Source organism: Piscinibacter sp., assembly GCF_050175855.1.
Lineage (GTDB): Bacteria > Pseudomonadota > Gammaproteobacteria > Burkholderiales > Burkholderiaceae_C > Piscinibacter.
Genome location: NZ_JBFXIO010000048.1, coordinates 1 through 16727 on the forward strand (window position 1 = coordinate 1; position 16727 = coordinate 16727).

At 69.6% G+C, this 16727-nt stretch carries 16 protein-coding genes; 7 read left to right on the top strand and 9 right to left on the bottom strand.

Features of this window, described 5'->3' with window-relative positions; translation table 11 throughout:
* From AB7U92_RS06035 to AB7U92_RS06050, 4 genes are all read right to left on the bottom strand, one after another.
* Positions 1–164: DUF2817 domain-containing protein (locus tag AB7U92_RS06035; protein ID WP_428575294.1), on the bottom strand; the 164-nt coding region annotated here is incomplete at its 3' end.
* Positions 164–1360, bottom strand: a complete 1197-nt coding sequence (locus tag AB7U92_RS06040) for a M20 aminoacylase family protein (protein WP_428575280.1) — start codon at positions 1358–1360, stop codon at positions 164–166. The genes AB7U92_RS06035 and AB7U92_RS06040, both read right to left, overlap by 1 nt.
* 75 nt (positions 1361–1435) lie before the next feature.
* The gene (locus tag AB7U92_RS06045; RefSeq protein ID WP_428575281.1) at positions 1436–2572 is read right to left on the bottom strand and encodes an ABC transporter substrate-binding protein; all 1137 of its coding nucleotides are present in this window, start codon (positions 2570–2572) and stop codon (positions 1436–1438) included.
* A gap of 34 nt (positions 2573–2606) precedes the next feature.
* Positions 2607–3731, bottom strand: a complete 1125-nt coding sequence (locus tag AB7U92_RS06050) for an ABC transporter substrate-binding protein (protein WP_428575282.1) — start codon at positions 3729–3731, stop codon at positions 2607–2609.
* A 189-nt stretch (positions 3732–3920) separates the two neighbouring features.
* Between AB7U92_RS06050 and AB7U92_RS06055 the strand changes: the two genes are divergently transcribed.
* Genes AB7U92_RS06055 through AB7U92_RS06065 form a run of 3 tightly spaced genes read left to right on the top strand, consistent with a single transcriptional unit; the run spans position 3921 to position 7384 of the window.
* Positions 3921–5960, top strand: a complete 2040-nt coding sequence (locus AB7U92_RS06055) for a molybdopterin-containing oxidoreductase family protein (RefSeq protein WP_428575283.1) — start codon at positions 3921–3923, stop codon at positions 5958–5960.
* A gap of 17 nt (positions 5961–5977) precedes the next feature.
* Complete coding sequence (locus AB7U92_RS06060; protein ID WP_428575295.1) at positions 5978–7051, top strand: aminopeptidase; 1074 nt, start codon at positions 5978–5980, stop codon at positions 7049–7051.
* A 3-nt stretch (positions 7052–7054) separates the two neighbouring features.
* Positions 7055–7384, top strand: coding sequence for a polyhydroxyalkanoic acid system family protein (locus AB7U92_RS06065; protein WP_428575284.1), 330 nt, complete (start codon positions 7055–7057; stop codon positions 7382–7384).
* A gap of 18 nt (positions 7385–7402) precedes the next feature.
* Here AB7U92_RS06065 and AB7U92_RS06070 read toward each other — a convergent pair whose 3' ends face one another.
* Positions 7403–7660, bottom strand: coding sequence for an acyl-CoA-binding protein (locus AB7U92_RS06070; protein ID WP_428575285.1), 258 nt, complete (start codon positions 7658–7660; stop codon positions 7403–7405).
* Positions 7661–7754: 94 nt separating this feature from the next.
* Between AB7U92_RS06070 and AB7U92_RS06075 the strand changes: the two genes are divergently transcribed.
* Positions 7755–9179 carry a wax ester/triacylglycerol synthase family O-acyltransferase gene (locus AB7U92_RS06075; protein ID WP_428575286.1) on the top strand — a complete coding sequence of 475 codons (1425 nt, stop codon included), beginning with the start codon at positions 7755–7757 and terminating at the stop codon, positions 9177–9179.
* Positions 9170–11710, top strand: a complete 2541-nt coding sequence (locus AB7U92_RS06080; RefSeq protein ID WP_428575287.1) for a PAS domain S-box protein — start codon at positions 9170–9172, stop codon at positions 11708–11710. Before AB7U92_RS06075 ends, AB7U92_RS06080 begins: the two co-directional genes overlap by 10 nt.
* Here AB7U92_RS06080 and AB7U92_RS06085 read toward each other — a convergent pair whose 3' ends face one another.
* Positions 11711–12418, bottom strand: coding sequence for a response regulator transcription factor (locus AB7U92_RS06085; RefSeq protein ID WP_428575288.1), 708 nt, complete (start codon positions 12416–12418; stop codon positions 11711–11713).
* 189 nt (positions 12419–12607) lie between these two features.
* Positions 12608–13381 (bottom strand): DeoR/GlpR family DNA-binding transcription regulator, encoded by a 774-nt coding sequence (locus AB7U92_RS06090; protein ID WP_428575289.1) that lies wholly within the window; start codon positions 13379–13381, stop codon positions 12608–12610.
* A gap of 57 nt (positions 13382–13438) precedes the next feature.
* Here AB7U92_RS06090 and AB7U92_RS06095 point away from each other — a divergent pair, with 57 nt between their 5' ends.
* Positions 13439–14617 (top strand): MFS transporter, encoded by a 1179-nt coding sequence (locus tag AB7U92_RS06095; protein WP_428575290.1) that lies wholly within the window; start codon positions 13439–13441, stop codon positions 14615–14617.
* Between the two features lie 81 nt (positions 14618–14698).
* On the opposite strand, the gene AB7U92_RS06100 is transcribed toward AB7U92_RS06095, so the two are convergent.
* A complete protein-coding gene (locus AB7U92_RS06100; RefSeq protein WP_428575291.1) occupies positions 14699–15472 on the bottom strand; it encodes a hypothetical protein in 774 nt (257 codons plus the stop codon).
* Between the two features lie 32 nt (positions 15473–15504).
* On the bottom strand, positions 15505–16167 hold the full coding sequence (locus AB7U92_RS06105) for a TetR/AcrR family transcriptional regulator (RefSeq protein WP_428575292.1): 663 nt from the start codon (positions 16165–16167) through the stop codon (positions 15505–15507).
* Positions 16168–16284: 117 nt separating this feature from the next.
* On the opposite strand from AB7U92_RS06105, the gene AB7U92_RS06110 reads away from it, so the two are divergent.
* The coding region (locus AB7U92_RS06110; protein WP_428575293.1) for an ABC transporter ATP-binding protein at positions 16285–16727 on the top strand (443 nt) is incomplete at its 3' end.

Here is a 16727-nt window from a genome sequence, read left to right on the forward strand (position 1 = left end):
TCGCGCGCACCTTCGTGCACCACATCCATCGCCAGCGCCTCGCCGTCGCGGCCGAGCAGCGGGTGGGCGTGGCTCTCCACGTCGAGCCCGGCGGCCTCGGCCGCGGCGAGGAAGCGCGAACGCGCCTCGGCGTAGCGCTGCGAGAAGTGCACGGCGGCGTCCATCACGGACGCGGCTGCTTGAGCCAGGCCTCGGCCAGCCGCACCCACATCGTCGCGCCCAGCGGGATCAGTTCGTCGTTGAAATCGTAGCTGGGGTTGTGCAGCATGCAGGGCCCGAGGCCGTGGCCGCCCTCGCGGTGGCTGCCGTCGCCGTTGCCGATCAGGAAGTAGCAGCCGGGCTTCTCGAGCAGGAAGTAGCTGAAGTCCTCGGCGCCCATGGTGGGCTCGAACTCCTGCACGTTGTCGGCGCCGACCATGTCGCCGAGCACGCGGCGCACGAAGGCCGTCTCGTCGGGGTGGTTGATGGTCGGCGGGTAGTTGCGCGAGAACTCGAACTCGCAATCGGTGCCGAAGGCGGCGCAGGTGTGTTCGGCGATGGCCTTCATGCGCTCTTCGATCAGGTCGAGCACCTCCAGCGTGAAGGTGCGCACCGTGCCCTGGATCTCGCACGAGTCGGGCACCACGTTGGTGGCCTCGCCGGTGTGGATCATCGTCACCGAGATCACGCCGGCGTCGATTGGCCGCTTGTTGCGCGAGATGATGGTCTGGAAGGCCTGCACCATCTGGCAGGCTACCGGCACCGGGTCGACGCCGTTGTGCGGCATCGCGGCATGCGCGCCCTTGCCGCGGATGACGATGCGGAACTCGTTGCTCGAGGCGAAGCAGGGGCCGCTCTTCAAGGCGAACTGACCGGCCGCCATGCCCGGCCAGTTGTGCGCGCCGAACACCGCCTCCATCGGGAACTTTTCGAACAGGCCGTCGCGGATCATCTCGCGTGCGCCGCCGCCGCCCTCCTCGGCCGGCTGGAAGATCAGGTAGACGGTGCCGTCGTAGTTCCGATGCTTCGCGAGGTGCTTGGCGGCGCCGAGCAGCATCGCGGTGTGGCCGTCGTGTCCGCAGGCGTGCATCTTGCCCGGGTGCGTGCTGGCGTGGGCGAACCGGTTGTGCTCGGTCATCGGCAGCGCGTCGATGTCGGCGCGCAGGCCCACGGCGCGGTCGCTGGTGCCGTTCTTCAGGATCGCCACCAACCCGGTCTTGCCCATGCCGCGGTGGATGGGAATGCCCCAGTCGGTGAGCTGCTTGGCGATGACGTCGGAGGTGCGCACCTCCTCGAAGCACAGCTCGGGGTGAGCGTGGATGTCGCGGCGCACCGCGGCGATGCTCGCCGCGTCGGCGAGGATGGATTCGATCAGCTTCATCGGGCGCTCCGGCGCAGGGTCGGCGCGCATCTTACTGCCGGGGTGACAACCCCTGCAGCGACGAAGCCAGGCGGCTCAACGCCGCACGTGGCCGTCGGCGGTGAGGATGGTCAGGTCGACGTACTTCGAACCGGTGTGGTCGCCGGCCGAGAAGTCGACGAAGAAGCCACCGAGGTTGTAGTCGCGCAGCGACTCCATCGCGGCGATCAGCGCGTCGGCGTTGCCTGCGCCGCCGGCCCGGCGCAGTCCTTCGGCCACCACGCGAGCCGCCACGTAGCCTTCCATGCTGCTGTAGTTGGGCTCGAACTTGTCGCCGAGCGCGGCCTTGCCCGCGGCCAGATACTCGCCCGAGAGTTGCGAGACCGGTGCGTAGGGGAAGGGCATCACCTGGCTGACGACGACGCCGCGGGCGTCCTGCTTGAGTTCGTCGGCCAGTGCCTTGGTCCCGACGAAGGAGACGTTGTAGAAGGTGCCGCCGAAGCCGGTCTTGCGCGCCGCGCGGATGAAGGCGGCGCACGACTTGTAGGCGCTGATCTGCACGATCGCATCCGGCTTGCCCGCGAGGATGGCCTTCACCGCGGCGTCGACGTCGACCGTGTTGCGCTCCACCGTGCCCAGGCCGGCCGGCTCCAGGCCCAGCGGCTTGAGCGCGCGGGTCACGCCGTCCAGGCCGGCCTTGCCATAGCTGTCGTTCTGGTGGAACACGCCGATGCGCTTGATGCCGATGGCCGCGCTCTGCTTGACGATCTCGCCGGTCTCGTCGAAGTAGGAGGCGCGCACGTGGAAGGCGTAGCGGTTGAACGGTGCGCGCAGTGCCTCGGCGCCGGTGAAGGGGGCCAGGAACGGCACCTTGGCCTGCGTGGCCAGCGGCAGCGCGGCCAGGCTGGTGGGCGTGCCGATGTAGCCGAACAGCGCGAAGGCGCCGCCGTCGATCAGCTTCCTGGTGTTCTCGGCGCAGCGGTCGGGCTCGTAGCCGTCGTCCAGTGTCTGCAGATCGATCGTGCGACCGTTGATGCCGCCCTTGGCGTTGACGCGGTCGAAGTGCAGCATCGCGCCGAGCCGGAACTGCGTGCCCAGTGCCGCGGCCGGGCCGCTGGTGGCGGCCGACTGGCCGAGCACGATGCGGCTGGCCGACTGGGCCCATACCGGTGCGGCGATGCAGGCGGCCCCGAGGCCGGCGGTGCGGCGCAGGATCTGGCGACGGTTGATCATGACTGCTCCTCGGCCGGCACGCGGCCCGTGGTGCTCAGCGGCGGACCTTGCCGTCCTCGGTGATCATCGACACCTCGACGAAGTGCGAGGCCACATGGTCCTTCGGGCTGAAGTCGACCCGGAAGCCGCCGAAGTTGGCGTTCTGGATCGACTCCAGGGCGGTGACGAGCGCCTCGCGCGAAGGGTTGCGGCCGGCGCGGCGCAGGCCCTCGGTGAAGACCTTGGCGCTGAGGTAGCCCTCCATGCTCGAGTAGTTGGGCTGGGCGTCGGGGCCTGCCTTGGCCACGGCGTCGAGGTACTCGCGGGAGATCGGCGTGGTCGTCGAGAAGGGGAACGGCATCACCTGGCTGACCATGATGCCGCGGCCCTCGCGGCCGAGTTCGTCGGCCAGCGCCTGCGTGCCGACGAACGACACGTTGAAGAACGTACCGCCGTAGCCGGCCTTGCGCGCCTCGCGGATGAAGGCCGCGCAGGACTTGTAGGCGCTGATCTGAACCACCGCGTCCGGGCCTTTCGGCACGATCTCGGCGACGGCCTTGGCGACTTCGACGGTGTTGCGCTGCACGGTGCCCAGTGCCACCGGCTCCAGGCCGAGCGGCTTGAGCGCGCGCTTGACGCCTTCCAGGCCGGCCTTGCCGTAGGCGTCGTCCTGGTAGAAGACGGCAATCTTCTTCAGCCCCAGCGAGGTCAGCTGCTTCACGATCAGGCCGGTCTCGTCGTAGTACGAGGCGCGCAGGTGGAACACCCACTTGCTGAACGGGTCGCGCAGCACCTCGGCGCCGGTGAAGGGGCCGAAGAAGGGGATCTTGGCGTCGTTGACGATCGGCAGCGCGGCCACGCAGGTCGGCGTGCCGACGTAGCCGAGCAGGGCGAACACGTCGTCCTTGATCAGCTTCTCGGTGTTGGCCTTGCAGCGGTCGGGCTCGTAGCCGTCGTCCAGCGTGCGCAGCTCGACGGTCTGGCCGTTGACGCCGCCGCTGGCGTTGAGCTGGTCGAAGAAGATCTTCGCGCCCTTGTTCATCTGGATGCCCAGCTGCGCGGCCGGGCCGCTGAACGCGGCCGACTGGCCGAGCACGATGCGGGAGGATTGCGCCCAGGCGGGCAGGGCGATAGCGGCACTGGCGGCGGCCACGCGGCGGATCGCGTCACGACGGTTCATGAGGTACTCCAACGGTGCATGCGACTCTGGACATGCTGGACCGCTTCGTGAGCGGGGCGCACGCTCGAGCCACGGCGGTTTCTTGAGATGGCGCGGAGAATACGTGGCTGTCCCTGCCAATGTGCGGGCATCGTTCACTAAGTTCGCTGGTTCATAGGCACCCTGTGCAATAGTTCGCGCATGCCATCGATGACCGTCCGCGCCGCCTGCCCGCACGACTGCCCCGACACCTGCGCCATTCGTGTCACGGTTCACGACGGCCGGGCGGTCAAGGTCCAGGGCGACCCCGACCATCCGCCCACCCATGGCGCGCTGTGCACCAAGGTCTCGCGCTATCCCGAGCGCAGCTATCACGCCGAGCGCGTCCTGCAGCCGCTGCGCCGCGTCGGGCCGAAGGGCGGTGGGCGCTTCGAGCCGGTGAGCTGGGCGTCGGCGCTGTCCGACATCGCGTCGCGGCTGAAGGCCATTGCGGCACGAGGGCCGGATGCGGCGCAGGCCATCGTCCCGTACAGCTACGCCGGCACCATGGGCCTGCTGCAGGGCGAGAGCATGGCAGCGCGCTTCTTTCACAGGCTCGGCGCCTCACTGCTCGACCGCACCATCTGCGCCAGCGCCGGCGGCGAGGCGCTGGCCGCCACCTACGGCGGCAAGGTCGGCATGCACCTGGCTCACTACGCGAAGAGCCGGCTGATCCTGATCTGGGGCAGCAACTCGATCGCGTCCAACCTGCATTTCTGGACCTTTGCCCAGGAAGCCAAGCGCAACGGCGCCAAGCTCGTTTGCATCGACCCGCGCAAGACCGAGACGGCCGACAAGTGCCACCAGCACATCGCGCTGCGGCCGGGCACCGACGGCGCGCTGGCGCTCGGCCTGATGCGCGAGCTGGTGGTCAACGACTGGCTCGACCACGATTACATCGCGCGCTACACCGAAGGCTGGCCGGCGCTGCGGGAGCGCGCGATGGCCTGGACGGCCGAGCGCACTGCCGAGGTCTGCGGCATCACCCCCGACGAGGTGCGCGGCCTGGCATGCGACTACGGCACCACCAGGCCGGCGGCGATCCGCCTGAACTACGGCATGCAGCGGGCGCACGGCGGTGGCAATGCGGTGCGGCTGGTGGCCATCCTGCCTTGCCTGGTGGGCGCCTGGCGCGACCCGGCCGGCGGCATGCTGCTGTCGTCGTCGGGCTGGTTCAGGCGTTTCCGCAACGATGCCGCGCTGCAGCGACCCGACCTGATGGGCACGCGCCGCCCGCGCACCATCAACATGAGCACCATCGGCGACGACCTGCTGCGCGAGGCCTCACCGGCCTTCGGGCCGAAGATCGAGGCGCTGGTGGTCTACAACAGCAATCCGGTGGCCGTGGCGCCGGAGTCGTGCAAGGTGGTGCAGGGCTTCGCGCGCGACGACCTCTTCACCGTGGTGCTCGACCATTTCCTCACCGACACCGCCGACCACGCCGACTACGTGCTGCCGGCCACCACGCAGCTCGAGCACCTCGACGTGCACACCAGCTACGGGCACACGTATGCGCTGATCAACGAGCCGGCGGTGGCGCCGCTGGGCCAGGCGAAGCCGAATACGCAGATCTTCCGCGAGCTCGCGGCGGCGATGGGTTTCGAAGACGCCTGCTTCCGCGACGACGACGAAGCGCTGACCCGCCAGGCCTTCACGGATGAGATCGACTTCGAGGTGCTGCGCCGCGACGGCTGGGTCAAGTTGCCGCTGCCCGAGGCGCCGTTCGCCGAGGGCGGCTTTCCCACGGCCTCGGGCAAGTGCCTGATCGACGCGCCGGGGCTGGGCGTGCCCGACTTCGTGCCCAACCATGAGTCGCCGCTGTCGGCGCCGGAACTGGCAGCGCGCTATCCGCTGGCGATGATCTCGCCGCCGGCGCGCAACTTCCTCAACTCCACGTTCGTCAACGTGAAGAGCCTGCGCGACATCGAGGGCGAGCCGCTGGTCGAGATCCACGAGATCGACGCCGCTCCGCGCGGCATTGCCGACGGCGCCGTGGTGCGCGTCTTCAACGACCGCGGCAGCTATGTCTGCAAGGCGAAGGTGTCGGCCCGCGCGCGGCCCGGCGTGGTCAATGGCCTGGGCGTCTGGTGGCGCAAGCTCGGCCTGGAAGGCACGAACGTCAACGAGCTCACCCACCAGAAGCTCACCGACATCGGCCGGGCGCCGTCGTTCTACGACTGCCTGGTCGAGGTGGCGCCGCAGGCCTCGTGAAGCGGCGCGCGCTGCTGATGGCGAGCCTGGGTCTGATCGGCACGGCTGCACTGGCAACGGCCGCCGTGTGCCTGACCAGCGGCTGCAGCTCGATCGGCTACTACGCGCAGTCGGTCGGCGGCCACCTGTCGCTGCTGCGCGCGGCGCGGCCCGTGCCCGAGCTGCTGGCCGACGGCAACGCCGAGGCGGCGCTGAAGGAGCGCCTGGCGCTCAGCCAGCGCATGCGCGACTTCGCCGTGACCGAACTGAAGCTGCCCGACAACGCCAGCTACCGGCGCTTCGCCGACCTGAAGCGCGGCGCGGCGGTATGGAACGTCGTCGCCGCCCCCGAGCTGAGCCTGCAGCTCAAGACTTGGTGCTACCCGATCATGGGCTGCGCGGGCTACCGCGGCTACTTCGAGCGCAGCGAGGCCGACAGCTACGCCACCGCGCTGCGCGAGCAGCACTACGAGGTCAGCGTCTACGGCGTGCCGGCCTACTCGACGCTGGGCCGCCTGCCCGGCGACTGGATGGCCGATCCGCTGCTCAACACCTTCATCCACTGGCCCGAAGGCGAGCTGGCGCGGCTGATCTTCCACGAACTCTCGCACCAGGTGGCCTACGCGGCCGACGACACCGAGTTCAACGAATCCTTCGCCACCGCGGTGGAACGCATCGGCGGCATGCGCTGGCTGGCGCTTCGCGCGTCGGCGGCAGCCCGTGCCGAGTACGCCGAGTTCGACGCCCGCCGGCAGGATTTCCGTGTCTTCACGATGGCCTGGCGCGATCGGCTCGACGCGATCTACCGATCCGGCGCGAGCGACGACGACAAGCGCACCCGCAAGGCCGAGGCGATGGCGCGGATGCGCACCGAGTACGAGGCGATGAAGCGCGATCGCTGGGGCGGGTTTTCCGGCTACGACGGCTGGTTCGCGCGCGCCAACAATGCGAGCTTCGGCGTGCTCGCCGCCTACAACGCACTGGTGCCCGACTTCGAGCGCCTGTTCGAGCGCAGCGGCCGCGACTTCGCGCGCTTCTACGCCGAGGTCCAGCGGCTCGCCGCCTTGCCGAAGGCGCAGCGCCGCGCCGAACTTTCCGCGAAGGGAGACTGATCCATGGCCGACATCCGCATCCACCGCAAGCATTCCCTCGGCCTGTCCAAGGCGCGCGACGTCGCCTGGCAGTGGGCCGAGGAGGTGGAGAAGAAGTTCGACATGGAGTGCACCGTGCTCGAGGGCGAGACCAGCGACACGGTGGAGTTCACGCGCTCCGGCGTGAGCGGCCGGCTGATCGTGGCGGCCGACCACTTCGACCTCGACGCGAAGCTGGGCTTCCTGCTCGGCGCCTTCAGCAGGACGATCGAGTCGGAGATCGAGAAGAACCTCGACGAACTGCTGGCCAAGACGAAGCCGGCGGCCAAGAAGGCCGCCGGCAAGAAGAAGTAGCTGACGCTGCGTCTGCGCCTACTCCTTGAGCGATTCGATCAGGTCGACGTACTCCTGCATCGCCTCGTCGGCGCCCTTGCCCTTCAGTTCGTTCCAGGCGTCCCACTTGGCGCGGCCGACCATGTCGGTGAAGCCGGGGCGCTTGCCCTCCACGTCGCCCGCAGTCGCCTGCTTGTACAGCGAGTAGATCTTCAGCAGCGTGGCGTTATCGGGCTTCTCGGGCAGGTTCTTCGAATCGGCCACCGCCTTCTCGAACGTCTTCTTGAGGTCAGCCATGGGAGCGTCTCCTGTGGGTGAAAATCGGCATTGACGGTGCGGATGTTACCCAGCATCTTGCCCCACCCGAAGAACGCCCCCGAGGAGGCTCCCGATGTCGCATACCGCCGAGCGCATGTCGCGCGTGGACACCGCGTGGCTGCGCATGGACAACGACGTCAACCTCATGATGATCGTCGGCGTCTGGCTGCTGCAGCCCGGCATCACCCACGAGGCGCTGTGCCAGCGCGTGCAGGACAAGCTGCTCAAGTACGACCGCTTCCGCCAGCGCGTGGTGCAGGACGCGGTGGGCGCCAACTGGGTCGAGGACGAGCACTTCGACATCGGCCGCCACGTCGTTCGCGAAGCGCTGGAGCCGCGTAGCGGCCAGTCGATCCGCGACGCCCTGCAGGAGCGCGTCGGCGAACTGGCCACCACGCCGCTGGACGACCGCCACCCGCTGTGGCAGTTCCACCTGATCGAGCACTACGACGGCGGCAGCGCGATGATCGCCCGCGTGCACCACTGCATCGGCGACGGCATCGCGCTGATCTCGGTGGTGCTGTCGATCACCGACGGCGGCAGCGATCCGCCGCAGCGGCGCGAGCGAGAGAAGCCCGACGAGGCGCACGAGGAGGACTGGCTGTCCGACGCCGTGCTCAAGCCGCTGACCGACATCACCATCAAGGCGATCGGCATGTACGGCAGCGGCGTCTCCAAGTCGATGGAGATGCTGGCCAACCCGCAGCAGCCGCTGCTCGGCTCGCTCGACGCGGCGCGCGTGGGTTACCAGGTGGTCAACGACGTCGGCGCGCTGCTGCTGATGCCCGACGACTCGCCCACGGCGCTGAAGGGCAAGCCGATCGGCAAGAAGATCGTGGCCTGGAGCGAGCCGATGCCGCTCGATCGCGTCAAGTCCATCGGCAAGGGCCTGGGCTGCTCGATCAACGACGTGCTGCTGGCCTGCGTGGCCGGCGCCATCGGCGCCTACCTGCGCGAGCAGGGCGATGACCCGGCAGGCAAGGAGATCCGGGCGATGGTGCCGGTCAACCTGCGCCCGCTGGAGGAGGCCTGGAAGCTCGGCAACCGCTTCGGCTTGGCGCCGCTGGTGCTGCCTATCGGCATCGACAACCCGATCGAGCGTGTCTACGCGGTGCGCCGCCGCATGAGCGAGCTCAAGGGCAGCTACCAGCCGTTGCTGGCGTTTGCCGTGCTGGCCGTGGCCGGCCTGCTGATCAAGCCGGTGCAGGATGCGCTGCTCGGCGTATTTGCCAAGAAGTCCACCGCGGTGATGACCAACGTGCCGGGGCCGGGCAAGGCGCTGTCGCTGTGCGGCTCGACCATCCGCCAGAACATGTTCTGGGTGCCTGCTTCGGGCGACATCGGCATGGGCGTGAGCATCCTCACCTACGACGGCGGCGTGCAGTTTGGCCTGATCACCGACGCACAGCTGTGCCCGCATCCGCAGAAGATCATCGACCGCTTCGAGCCCGAGTTCGAGAAGCTGCTGCTGCTGACGCTGATGCTGCCTTGGAACTGAGCGCGCCGCGCACGCCCGCCGCGCCGGCCGGTGTGGGCTGGCGGCTGATCGGCTTCAACCTGCTGATGCTGGCGCTGCTGGCGGCGCTGGTGGCGTTGTCGCAGTCGGCCAGCCGGCGCAACTTCGTCGAGCGCGCCGAGGTGGCCACCGAGAACATCGTCGCTGCGCTGGCGCAGAGCATCCAGGCGGAGCTCGACCGCGTCGACATCGGCCTTCGCAACGTGGCCCTCGACCTCGAGCCCGACTTCTCCGCCGGTGCGCCAGACGCCGCGCGCGTCGAGGCGCTGCTGGCCCAGCAGCTGGCACTGCTGCCGCAGCTCGAGAGCATCCGCATCGCCGACGCCGCCGGCGTGGTGCGCTACGGCCGTGGCGTGGCCGGCGCGCCGCGCGTCGAGGTGGGCGACCGCGAGTACTTCCGCGAAGCGCGCGACGGCAGCCAGCCCGGGCCGGCGGTCTCTGGGCCGATGGTGGCGCGCATCAGCGACAAGTGGGTGGTGGCGGTGGCACGGCCGCTGCGCGACGCCCGAGGCGTCTTCGCAGGCGTCGTGTACGCCAACGTCAGCGTGGAACACTTCGCACGGCTGCTCGAGGGCGTCGACCTCGGCCGGCAGGGGGCCATCACCATCCGCGGCACCGGGCTCGGCCTGGTGGCTCGGCGCAGCGCCGGAGCCGCAGCACCGGCAGTGCTGGGCTCGCGCAACGTGTCGGCGCAGCTTCAGCGCGTGCTGGCGCAGCGGCCCGACGCTGGCCGCTTCGTCGCCCGCACGGCCCTGGACGGCATCGAGCGCGTCAATGCCTACCGGCGCGTCAGCGCCACGCCGATGCTGGTGCTGGCCGGACTCGCCACCGACGACTTCCTCGAAGACTGGCGTGCGCAGACGCGCGAGATGGTGGCGATGGCGGTGCTGGCCATGGCGGTGCTGGTGGCGACCTCGCTGCTGCTGCATCGCGCGTGGGCCGGGCGGGCGCGCAGCGCCCAGGCGCTGATCCGCGAGGGCGAGCGGCACGGCGCGCTGCTGCGGGCCGCCGGCGACGGCATGCATGTGGTCGATCGCCAGGGGCGGCTGGTGGAGATGAGCGACTCCTTCGCCGCCATGCTGGGCTACCCGCGCGAGGAACTGCTGGGCAAGCCGGTGACGCTGTGGGATGTGCATCTCACGTCGCAGGAGATCGAGCGGCGATTGCAGTCCTTCCGCCTTGGCGAGCTGGTGCGCTTCAGCTCCCGCCATCGCCGTGCCGACGGCCGCCTCATCGACGTCGAGGTGGTCTGCCTGGGCGTGCGCATCGAGGACGAGGACCTGCTCTACTGCTCCTCGCGCGACGTCACCGAGCGTCGCGCGCAGGCGCGCGAGCTCGAGCGCTACCGCGATCACCTGGAGACCCTGGTGGCCGAGCGCACCGAGCAGTGGCGGGCCTCGGAGGTGCGCTTTCGCGCGCTGGCCGAGCAGTCGCTGGTGGGCGTCTACGTGCAGGTGAAGAACGAGTACCGTTTCGTCAACGCGGCCTTCGCGGCGATCTTCGGCTACGACGATCCGCAGGACATGACGGACGGCCGCGTGCAGGCCCACACGCTGATCGCGCCGGAGGAGCTCGACCACGTCAACGAGGTGTCGCGCCGAGTGATCGCCGGCGAGGAGCCGATGACGCGGCTGGAGTTCACCGGCGTGCGGCGCGACGGCCGCCGGGTGACGCTGGAAACCTTCGCCTGCCCGATCCAGGATGCCGAGGGGCCGTCGGCGATCGGCCTGCTGCTGGACGTGACGGCGCAGCGCCAGGCGGAGGCGGAGCGCGCTGCGGCGCTGGTGCGCGAGCAGGGCCTGCGCGCCGCCGCCGAGCAGCGTTCGCGCGAGTTGCGTGAACTGCTCGAACAGCGCGACGAATTCGTGCGCGTGCTCGCCCACGAGGTGCGCCAGCCGCTGAACAACGCCTCGGCGGCACTGCAGAGCGCGCTGGCCGGGCTGCCGGCGGCCGGTGGCGCCGCCGAGCGCATCGTGCGCGCCCAGGGGGTGATCCGGCAGATCGTCGCCAGCCTCGACAACACGCTGGCGGCGACCTCGCTGCTGGCCAGTTCGAAGTCGCTCGACTCGCGGGATGCCGATGTCGGCGCGCTGATCGACCTCAGCCTCGGCGATCTCGACGAGGCACGGCGCAAGCGGGTGCGCGTCGAACGCATCTCGCCGACACGCACCGCCAGCATGGACATCGGGCTGATGCGGCTGGCGCTGCGCAACGTGCTGGGCAACGCGCTCGCCTACTCACCGCCGGACAGCGAGGTGGTGCTGCGCGTGGTCGACAGCGACGAGCCCCTGGCGCTGGTGTTCGAGGTGGCCGACCTCGGCCCCGGCATTCCCGACGAACTGCGGCCGCGCCTGTTCGAGCGCGGCGCGCGCGGCTCGCACGGCGTTCCCGGCCACGGCATCGGGCTGCACGTGGTGCGTCGCGTGATGGAACTGCACGGTGGCAGCGTCGACGTGCGGCCCCACTCGCCGCAGGGCACGGTGTTCCGCCTCTGGTTGCCCCAGGGGCAGTGATCAGGCGCTTCTGAGGGGGCCTCGGAACACGTAACCCACGCGCGACAGCGCCTGCAGCGGCACCGGGCTGGCCGTGGCGCGCTCGATGCGCCGGCGCAGGCGGTAGATGATGGCGCTGAGCGTGTTGTCGGGCTCCTCCGTCACCGGGCGGCCGAGGTGCTGGCACAGCGACTCGCGGGTCACCGCCTGGCCTTCGGCCTGCACGAAGCGCTCCATCACGGCCAGGTCGAGGTCGCTGAGGTCGATGCGCACGCCATCCGGCGCGATCAGCCGGCCGGCCTGGCGGTCGAGCAGCCACTCGCCGGAACTGCCGCTGTACGAAGCCACGCGGCGGTGCACCGCCCGGATCGCGACCACCACCTGGTCGAAGCTGGCCGGCTTGGCCAGGTGCATGTCGGCGCCGGCATCGACCACCGAGGAGAACACGTCCGGCGCGAGCCGGCCGGACACCACCAGCAGCCCGACTTGCGTGCGTCGGCGCAGGATGCGGATCAGCTCGACGCCGTCCACGCCCGGCAGCATCAGGTCGAGGATGTAGAAGTTGAAGGAGAAAGGCGACGTGTGCGCGAGCAGTTCGTTGCTGTCGGCGAAGGTCTGCACCTCGATGTCCAGGCCGCGCAGGTGCGCGGCCAGGTATTCGCGGTACTCCGGGTCGTCATCGACCAGTGCCAGCGTGCGCGACAGCGGCGAAGCAGTGGTGTTCGGCATGTCGTTCTATGTCCCAACGATGAACTGAAAAAATTCTAGCCAGCCATGCTGGAGTTTCGACACTTCGGACAGGTAGGGTCTTGAGATTTGTGCGGTCTGCCGAGCGAAGAATGGTCAGAAATGAGTGATCATATCTGATGATCAATCACATGTGTGCGATCGTGACTCCAGGTGACCCGGGTTGGAGCCTCAGACGCGTTCGACCTCGACGCGCCCTTGCAGCCATGTCGGCGCGGCGTCGCTGATCACGCAGTCGAGCTCGTCGAGACCCGCCACCGCGCAAGGCGCTACCGCGTCGAGCTTGGTCGCGTCGGTGAGCAGCACGCGCTGCGCGGCGCCGTCGACCATCGCGCGCTTGAGGGCGGCCTCTTGCGGGTCGTGAGCCGTCAGGCCGGCGCGCGGGTGCAGCGCGCAGGCGCCGAGAAAGGCGATCTCGGCGCGGTGGGCGCGCAGCGTGGCCAGCGCCGCATCGCCGACGAAGATGCGTGGGGCTGGGAGCCAGCTGCCGCCCGCCATGACGAGGCGGATGCGCGGCGCGTCGGCCACGGCCAGGGCCACGTCGAGCGAATGCGTCACCAGCGTCAGCGGCCGCGGGGCATCTGCCCGCTTGAGTTCGTCGACCAGCGCCAGCGTCGTCGTGCCGCCGTCGATGAACAGCGTCTGGTCGGGCTGCACCCGCCGGGCGGCCGCGCGGGCGATCGCGCGTTTCGCGCCAGTGAGAACGCCGGCGCGTTGCACCGTGGGCAGCAGCGTGGCGTTGAGCGCCACGGCGCCGCCGTGCGTCTTCTGCACCAGGCCGCGCGCGGCGAGCTGGCGCAGGTCACGCCGCACGGTGTCTTCCGAGACGCCGTATTTGGCCGCCAGTGCCGCCACCTCGACCCGGCCCTTCTCGCGCAGGGTGTCGGCGATGAGCTGCTGGCGTTCGGCCGCGAAGCGGGGCGCTTCGCCTGTGGGTTCGATCATGCCTGCCCTTGATGCCGATATGTGCATGTTCGTGCAAATTACAGCACAATGCGGCGAATGCATGCAAGCACGACCCTGGCGTCCGACGCCGGCGACCCACTCTCTCGAGCCCGCTGGCACCGCGCGATCCGGATCCTGTTCTTCGTGCTCGGCATGGCCATGGGCGTGTGGGGCGCCCAGATGCCAGCGGTCAAGCAGCACTACGGCCTGGACGAACAGATGCTGTCGCTGGCGCTGCTGGCGGCAGCCGGCGGTGCGGTGCTGTGCCTGCTGACTGCGGGCGCATTGGTGGCGCGCTTCGGTGCGCGCCACTGTGTGCTGGCCGCCGGCTTCGTGATGCTGCTGGCCATCGCGGCGGTGCTGCAGGCGCAGCAGCTCGGACTGCTGTTCGCGCTGATGCTGCTGCTCGGCGCCGGCAGCGCCCTGTTCGACGTGGCGATCAACGCCGAGGGCAATGCGCTGGAGATGGCCTCGCCGCGCAAGGTGATGAGCGGGCTGCACGCGATGTTCAGCGTCGGCGGCATGGCCGGTGCGCTGCTGTGCGCCGCGCTGCACCGGGGCGGCGTGGCGCCGGCGGCCCAGCTCGCCGGTGCCGCGCTGGCGATGGCCGCCGTGCTCGGCACGAGCGTGGGTGCGCTCGGCTCGCAGCGCACCGACAGCGAGGAGTCGCCGGCGCCGATCGCCTGGCCGCGCGGCGTCCTGCTGTGGATGGGCGTGCTGACCGCGCTGTGCATGGTGGCCGAGGGTTCGATGTACGACTGGAGCGCACTGTTCATTCGCCAGGAACTGGGCACGGATGCGGCCACCAGTGCCCTCGGTTTCGCCGCCTTCAGCGCGGCGATGGCGGTCGGGCGCCTGTTCGGCGACCGCATCCGCGAGCGCTTCAGTCCGGTGGCGCTGATGCGCGGCTCAGGCGTGCTGGCCACCGCCGGCATGGCGCTGGCGCTGACCACGGCGGCGCCGGCAGTCGCCCTGGCGGGCTTCATGCTCGTCGGCCTCGGGCTGGCCAACGTGGTGCCGGTGATGTTCGCCGCTGCGGCGCGGGTGCCAGGCATCGCGCCGGCCCACGGCGTGGCCGCGGTGTCGTCGGTCGGCTACCTCGGCTTCATGGTCGGGCCGCCGATGATCGGCGCGCTGGCCCGTTGGAGTTCGCTCACCGCCGCGCTGTGGGCGGTGGCGTTGTTCGCCGTGATGGTGGGCGCCGCAGCGCGCGTGGTGCTGGAGCGCGGGCGCTGAACGGCGGGATGTCCGGCGCAGGGCCGCCCCAAGCCGGACGGTGCCCCTCGGGGGCAGGAGCGCAGCGACTGGGGGGCTCGGTCAGTCCTCCAGCTCGGCCTTGGCCATCTCGACGTCGAGCCGCTCCATCGCGTCGGCCGGATCGAAGGCGGCCGCATCGGCATAGAGCTTCTCGGCTTCCTTCATCTTCTTGTCGCCCTCGAGCATTACCAGCCCGTTGGCGTACTCCACCATCGCGATCGCCGAATTCGGGTTGAGCTTGAGCGCGGTCTTGTACATCAGCAGGCCCTGGTCCTTGCTGGCGCCCTGGGTGCGGCCGAGCAGCCCGCCGACCTTGTCGATCACCTCGGCATGGAAGGCCCCCAGCGCGATGTGCGCGTCGGCATGCCTGGGCTGCAGCTTGATCGCCGTTTCCAGCGCGTGCTTCACCTTGCTGCCCAGGCCCTGCGCCAACGCCTTGGCCACGCTGATGCCCTGGCTGTAGCGGCCCAGCGCGTAGGCCTGCCAGTACCAGGCGTTCGGGTTCTTCGGGTCCTCCGCCTGCTGCGCCTCGGCGCGCTCGGAGACCTCCATGAACATCGCCAGCCGGTTCTTCTCGCTCTTCTCGAGGTAGTTGGCGTAGATGGACTGCGCCTTGTTGGCCACCGTGATGCCGGCGCCGCCCGCCTTCAGGCCGGCGTCGCAGGCCTTCTGGAACTCGCCGGCATGAAACAGTGCCCAGGCGGCGAGCACCTTGTCGTCCTTGGGGAGCGGCTCGGCGTCGCCGGCGTGCAGCCGCGCCCACTTCTTCTTCAGCGCGGCGGCGTCGTAGGTGTAGTCGGCGTTGTCGTGCGGAAAGGCGGTCCACTTGGCCATGGGTTGTCTCCTGGGGTGATGCTCGGGGCGGTTCAGCTCTTGTCGTACTGGCCGGCCAGCGTGTGCAGGTGGTCGCGCTGGGCAGGCTCGAGATAGGGAATCAGCAGGCTGAGCACGTGGAAGGCGCCGCGCATCAGCGCCGCGCTCGCGCTCTCGGGCTCGAGCGCGCGGCGCGGGTCGCGCACGTACTCGTAGCTCAGCCAGTAGGTCAGCACCACGGCCATCGCGGTGGCCACCGGCGCCATGTCGCGCGTCTCGATCTTCATCGCGCCGCCGCGCGTCAGCCCGGCCATCACCGACTGGATGGCCTGGTTCTTGTTGCGCAGCACGAACTGGAAATGCGTCTCCAGCCGGCGGTTCTTGCTCAGCAGGTCGTTGAGGTCGCGGTAGAGGAAGCGGTATTGCCAGATCAGCTCGAACAGCATGTGAAAGAGCAGCCAGGCGTCTTCCACGTTGCGCACCTGGTCGGCCGCCTGCAGCAGTTCGGTGAGCGATTTCTCGTAGCGGTCGAACAGGCTGTTGATCAGCTCGTCCTTGGCCGGGTAGTGGTAGTAGAGGTTGCCGGGACTGATGTTCAGCTCGGCGGAGATCAGCGTCGTCGAGACGTTCGGCTCGCCGAAGCGGTTGAACAGCTCGAGCGTGACCTCCAGGATGCGTTCTGCCGTGCGGCGCGGTTTCTTGGGCGTGGTGGCCATGGGCGGCTCTTGTGGCGTGCGGACAATCTAGCACCGTTGCCCGGCGCCTCCTACGAGCGTCGCCCCTAATCGGCGGCGCCTGCGCGAGCTCCGGCGGCTGCCTACAATCCCGCGCCCATGCCCGCCATTTCCTTCCAGAACGTCTCCAAGACCTACCGCGGCACCCGCGGCGAGGTGCGCGCCCTCAGCGACGTGAGCTTCGACATCGAGCCCGGCGAGTTCTTCGGCCTGCTCGGCCCCAACGGCGCGGGCAAGACCACGCTGATCAGCATCCTCGCCGGCCTGTCGCGGGCCAGCGCCGGCCGCGTCACCGTGATGGGCCACGACGTGGTGAGCGACTACGCCGCGGCGCGCCGCAGCCTGGGCATCGTGCCGCAGGAGCTGGTGTTCGACCCCTTCTTCAGCGTGCGCGAGACGCTGCGCATCCAGAGCGGCTACTTCGGCGTGAAGCACAACGACGCCTGGATCGACGAGCTGCTGGCGAACCTGGGCCTGGCCGACAAGGCCGACGCCAACATGCGCCAGCTCTCCGGCGGCATGAAGCGCCGCGTGCTGGTGGC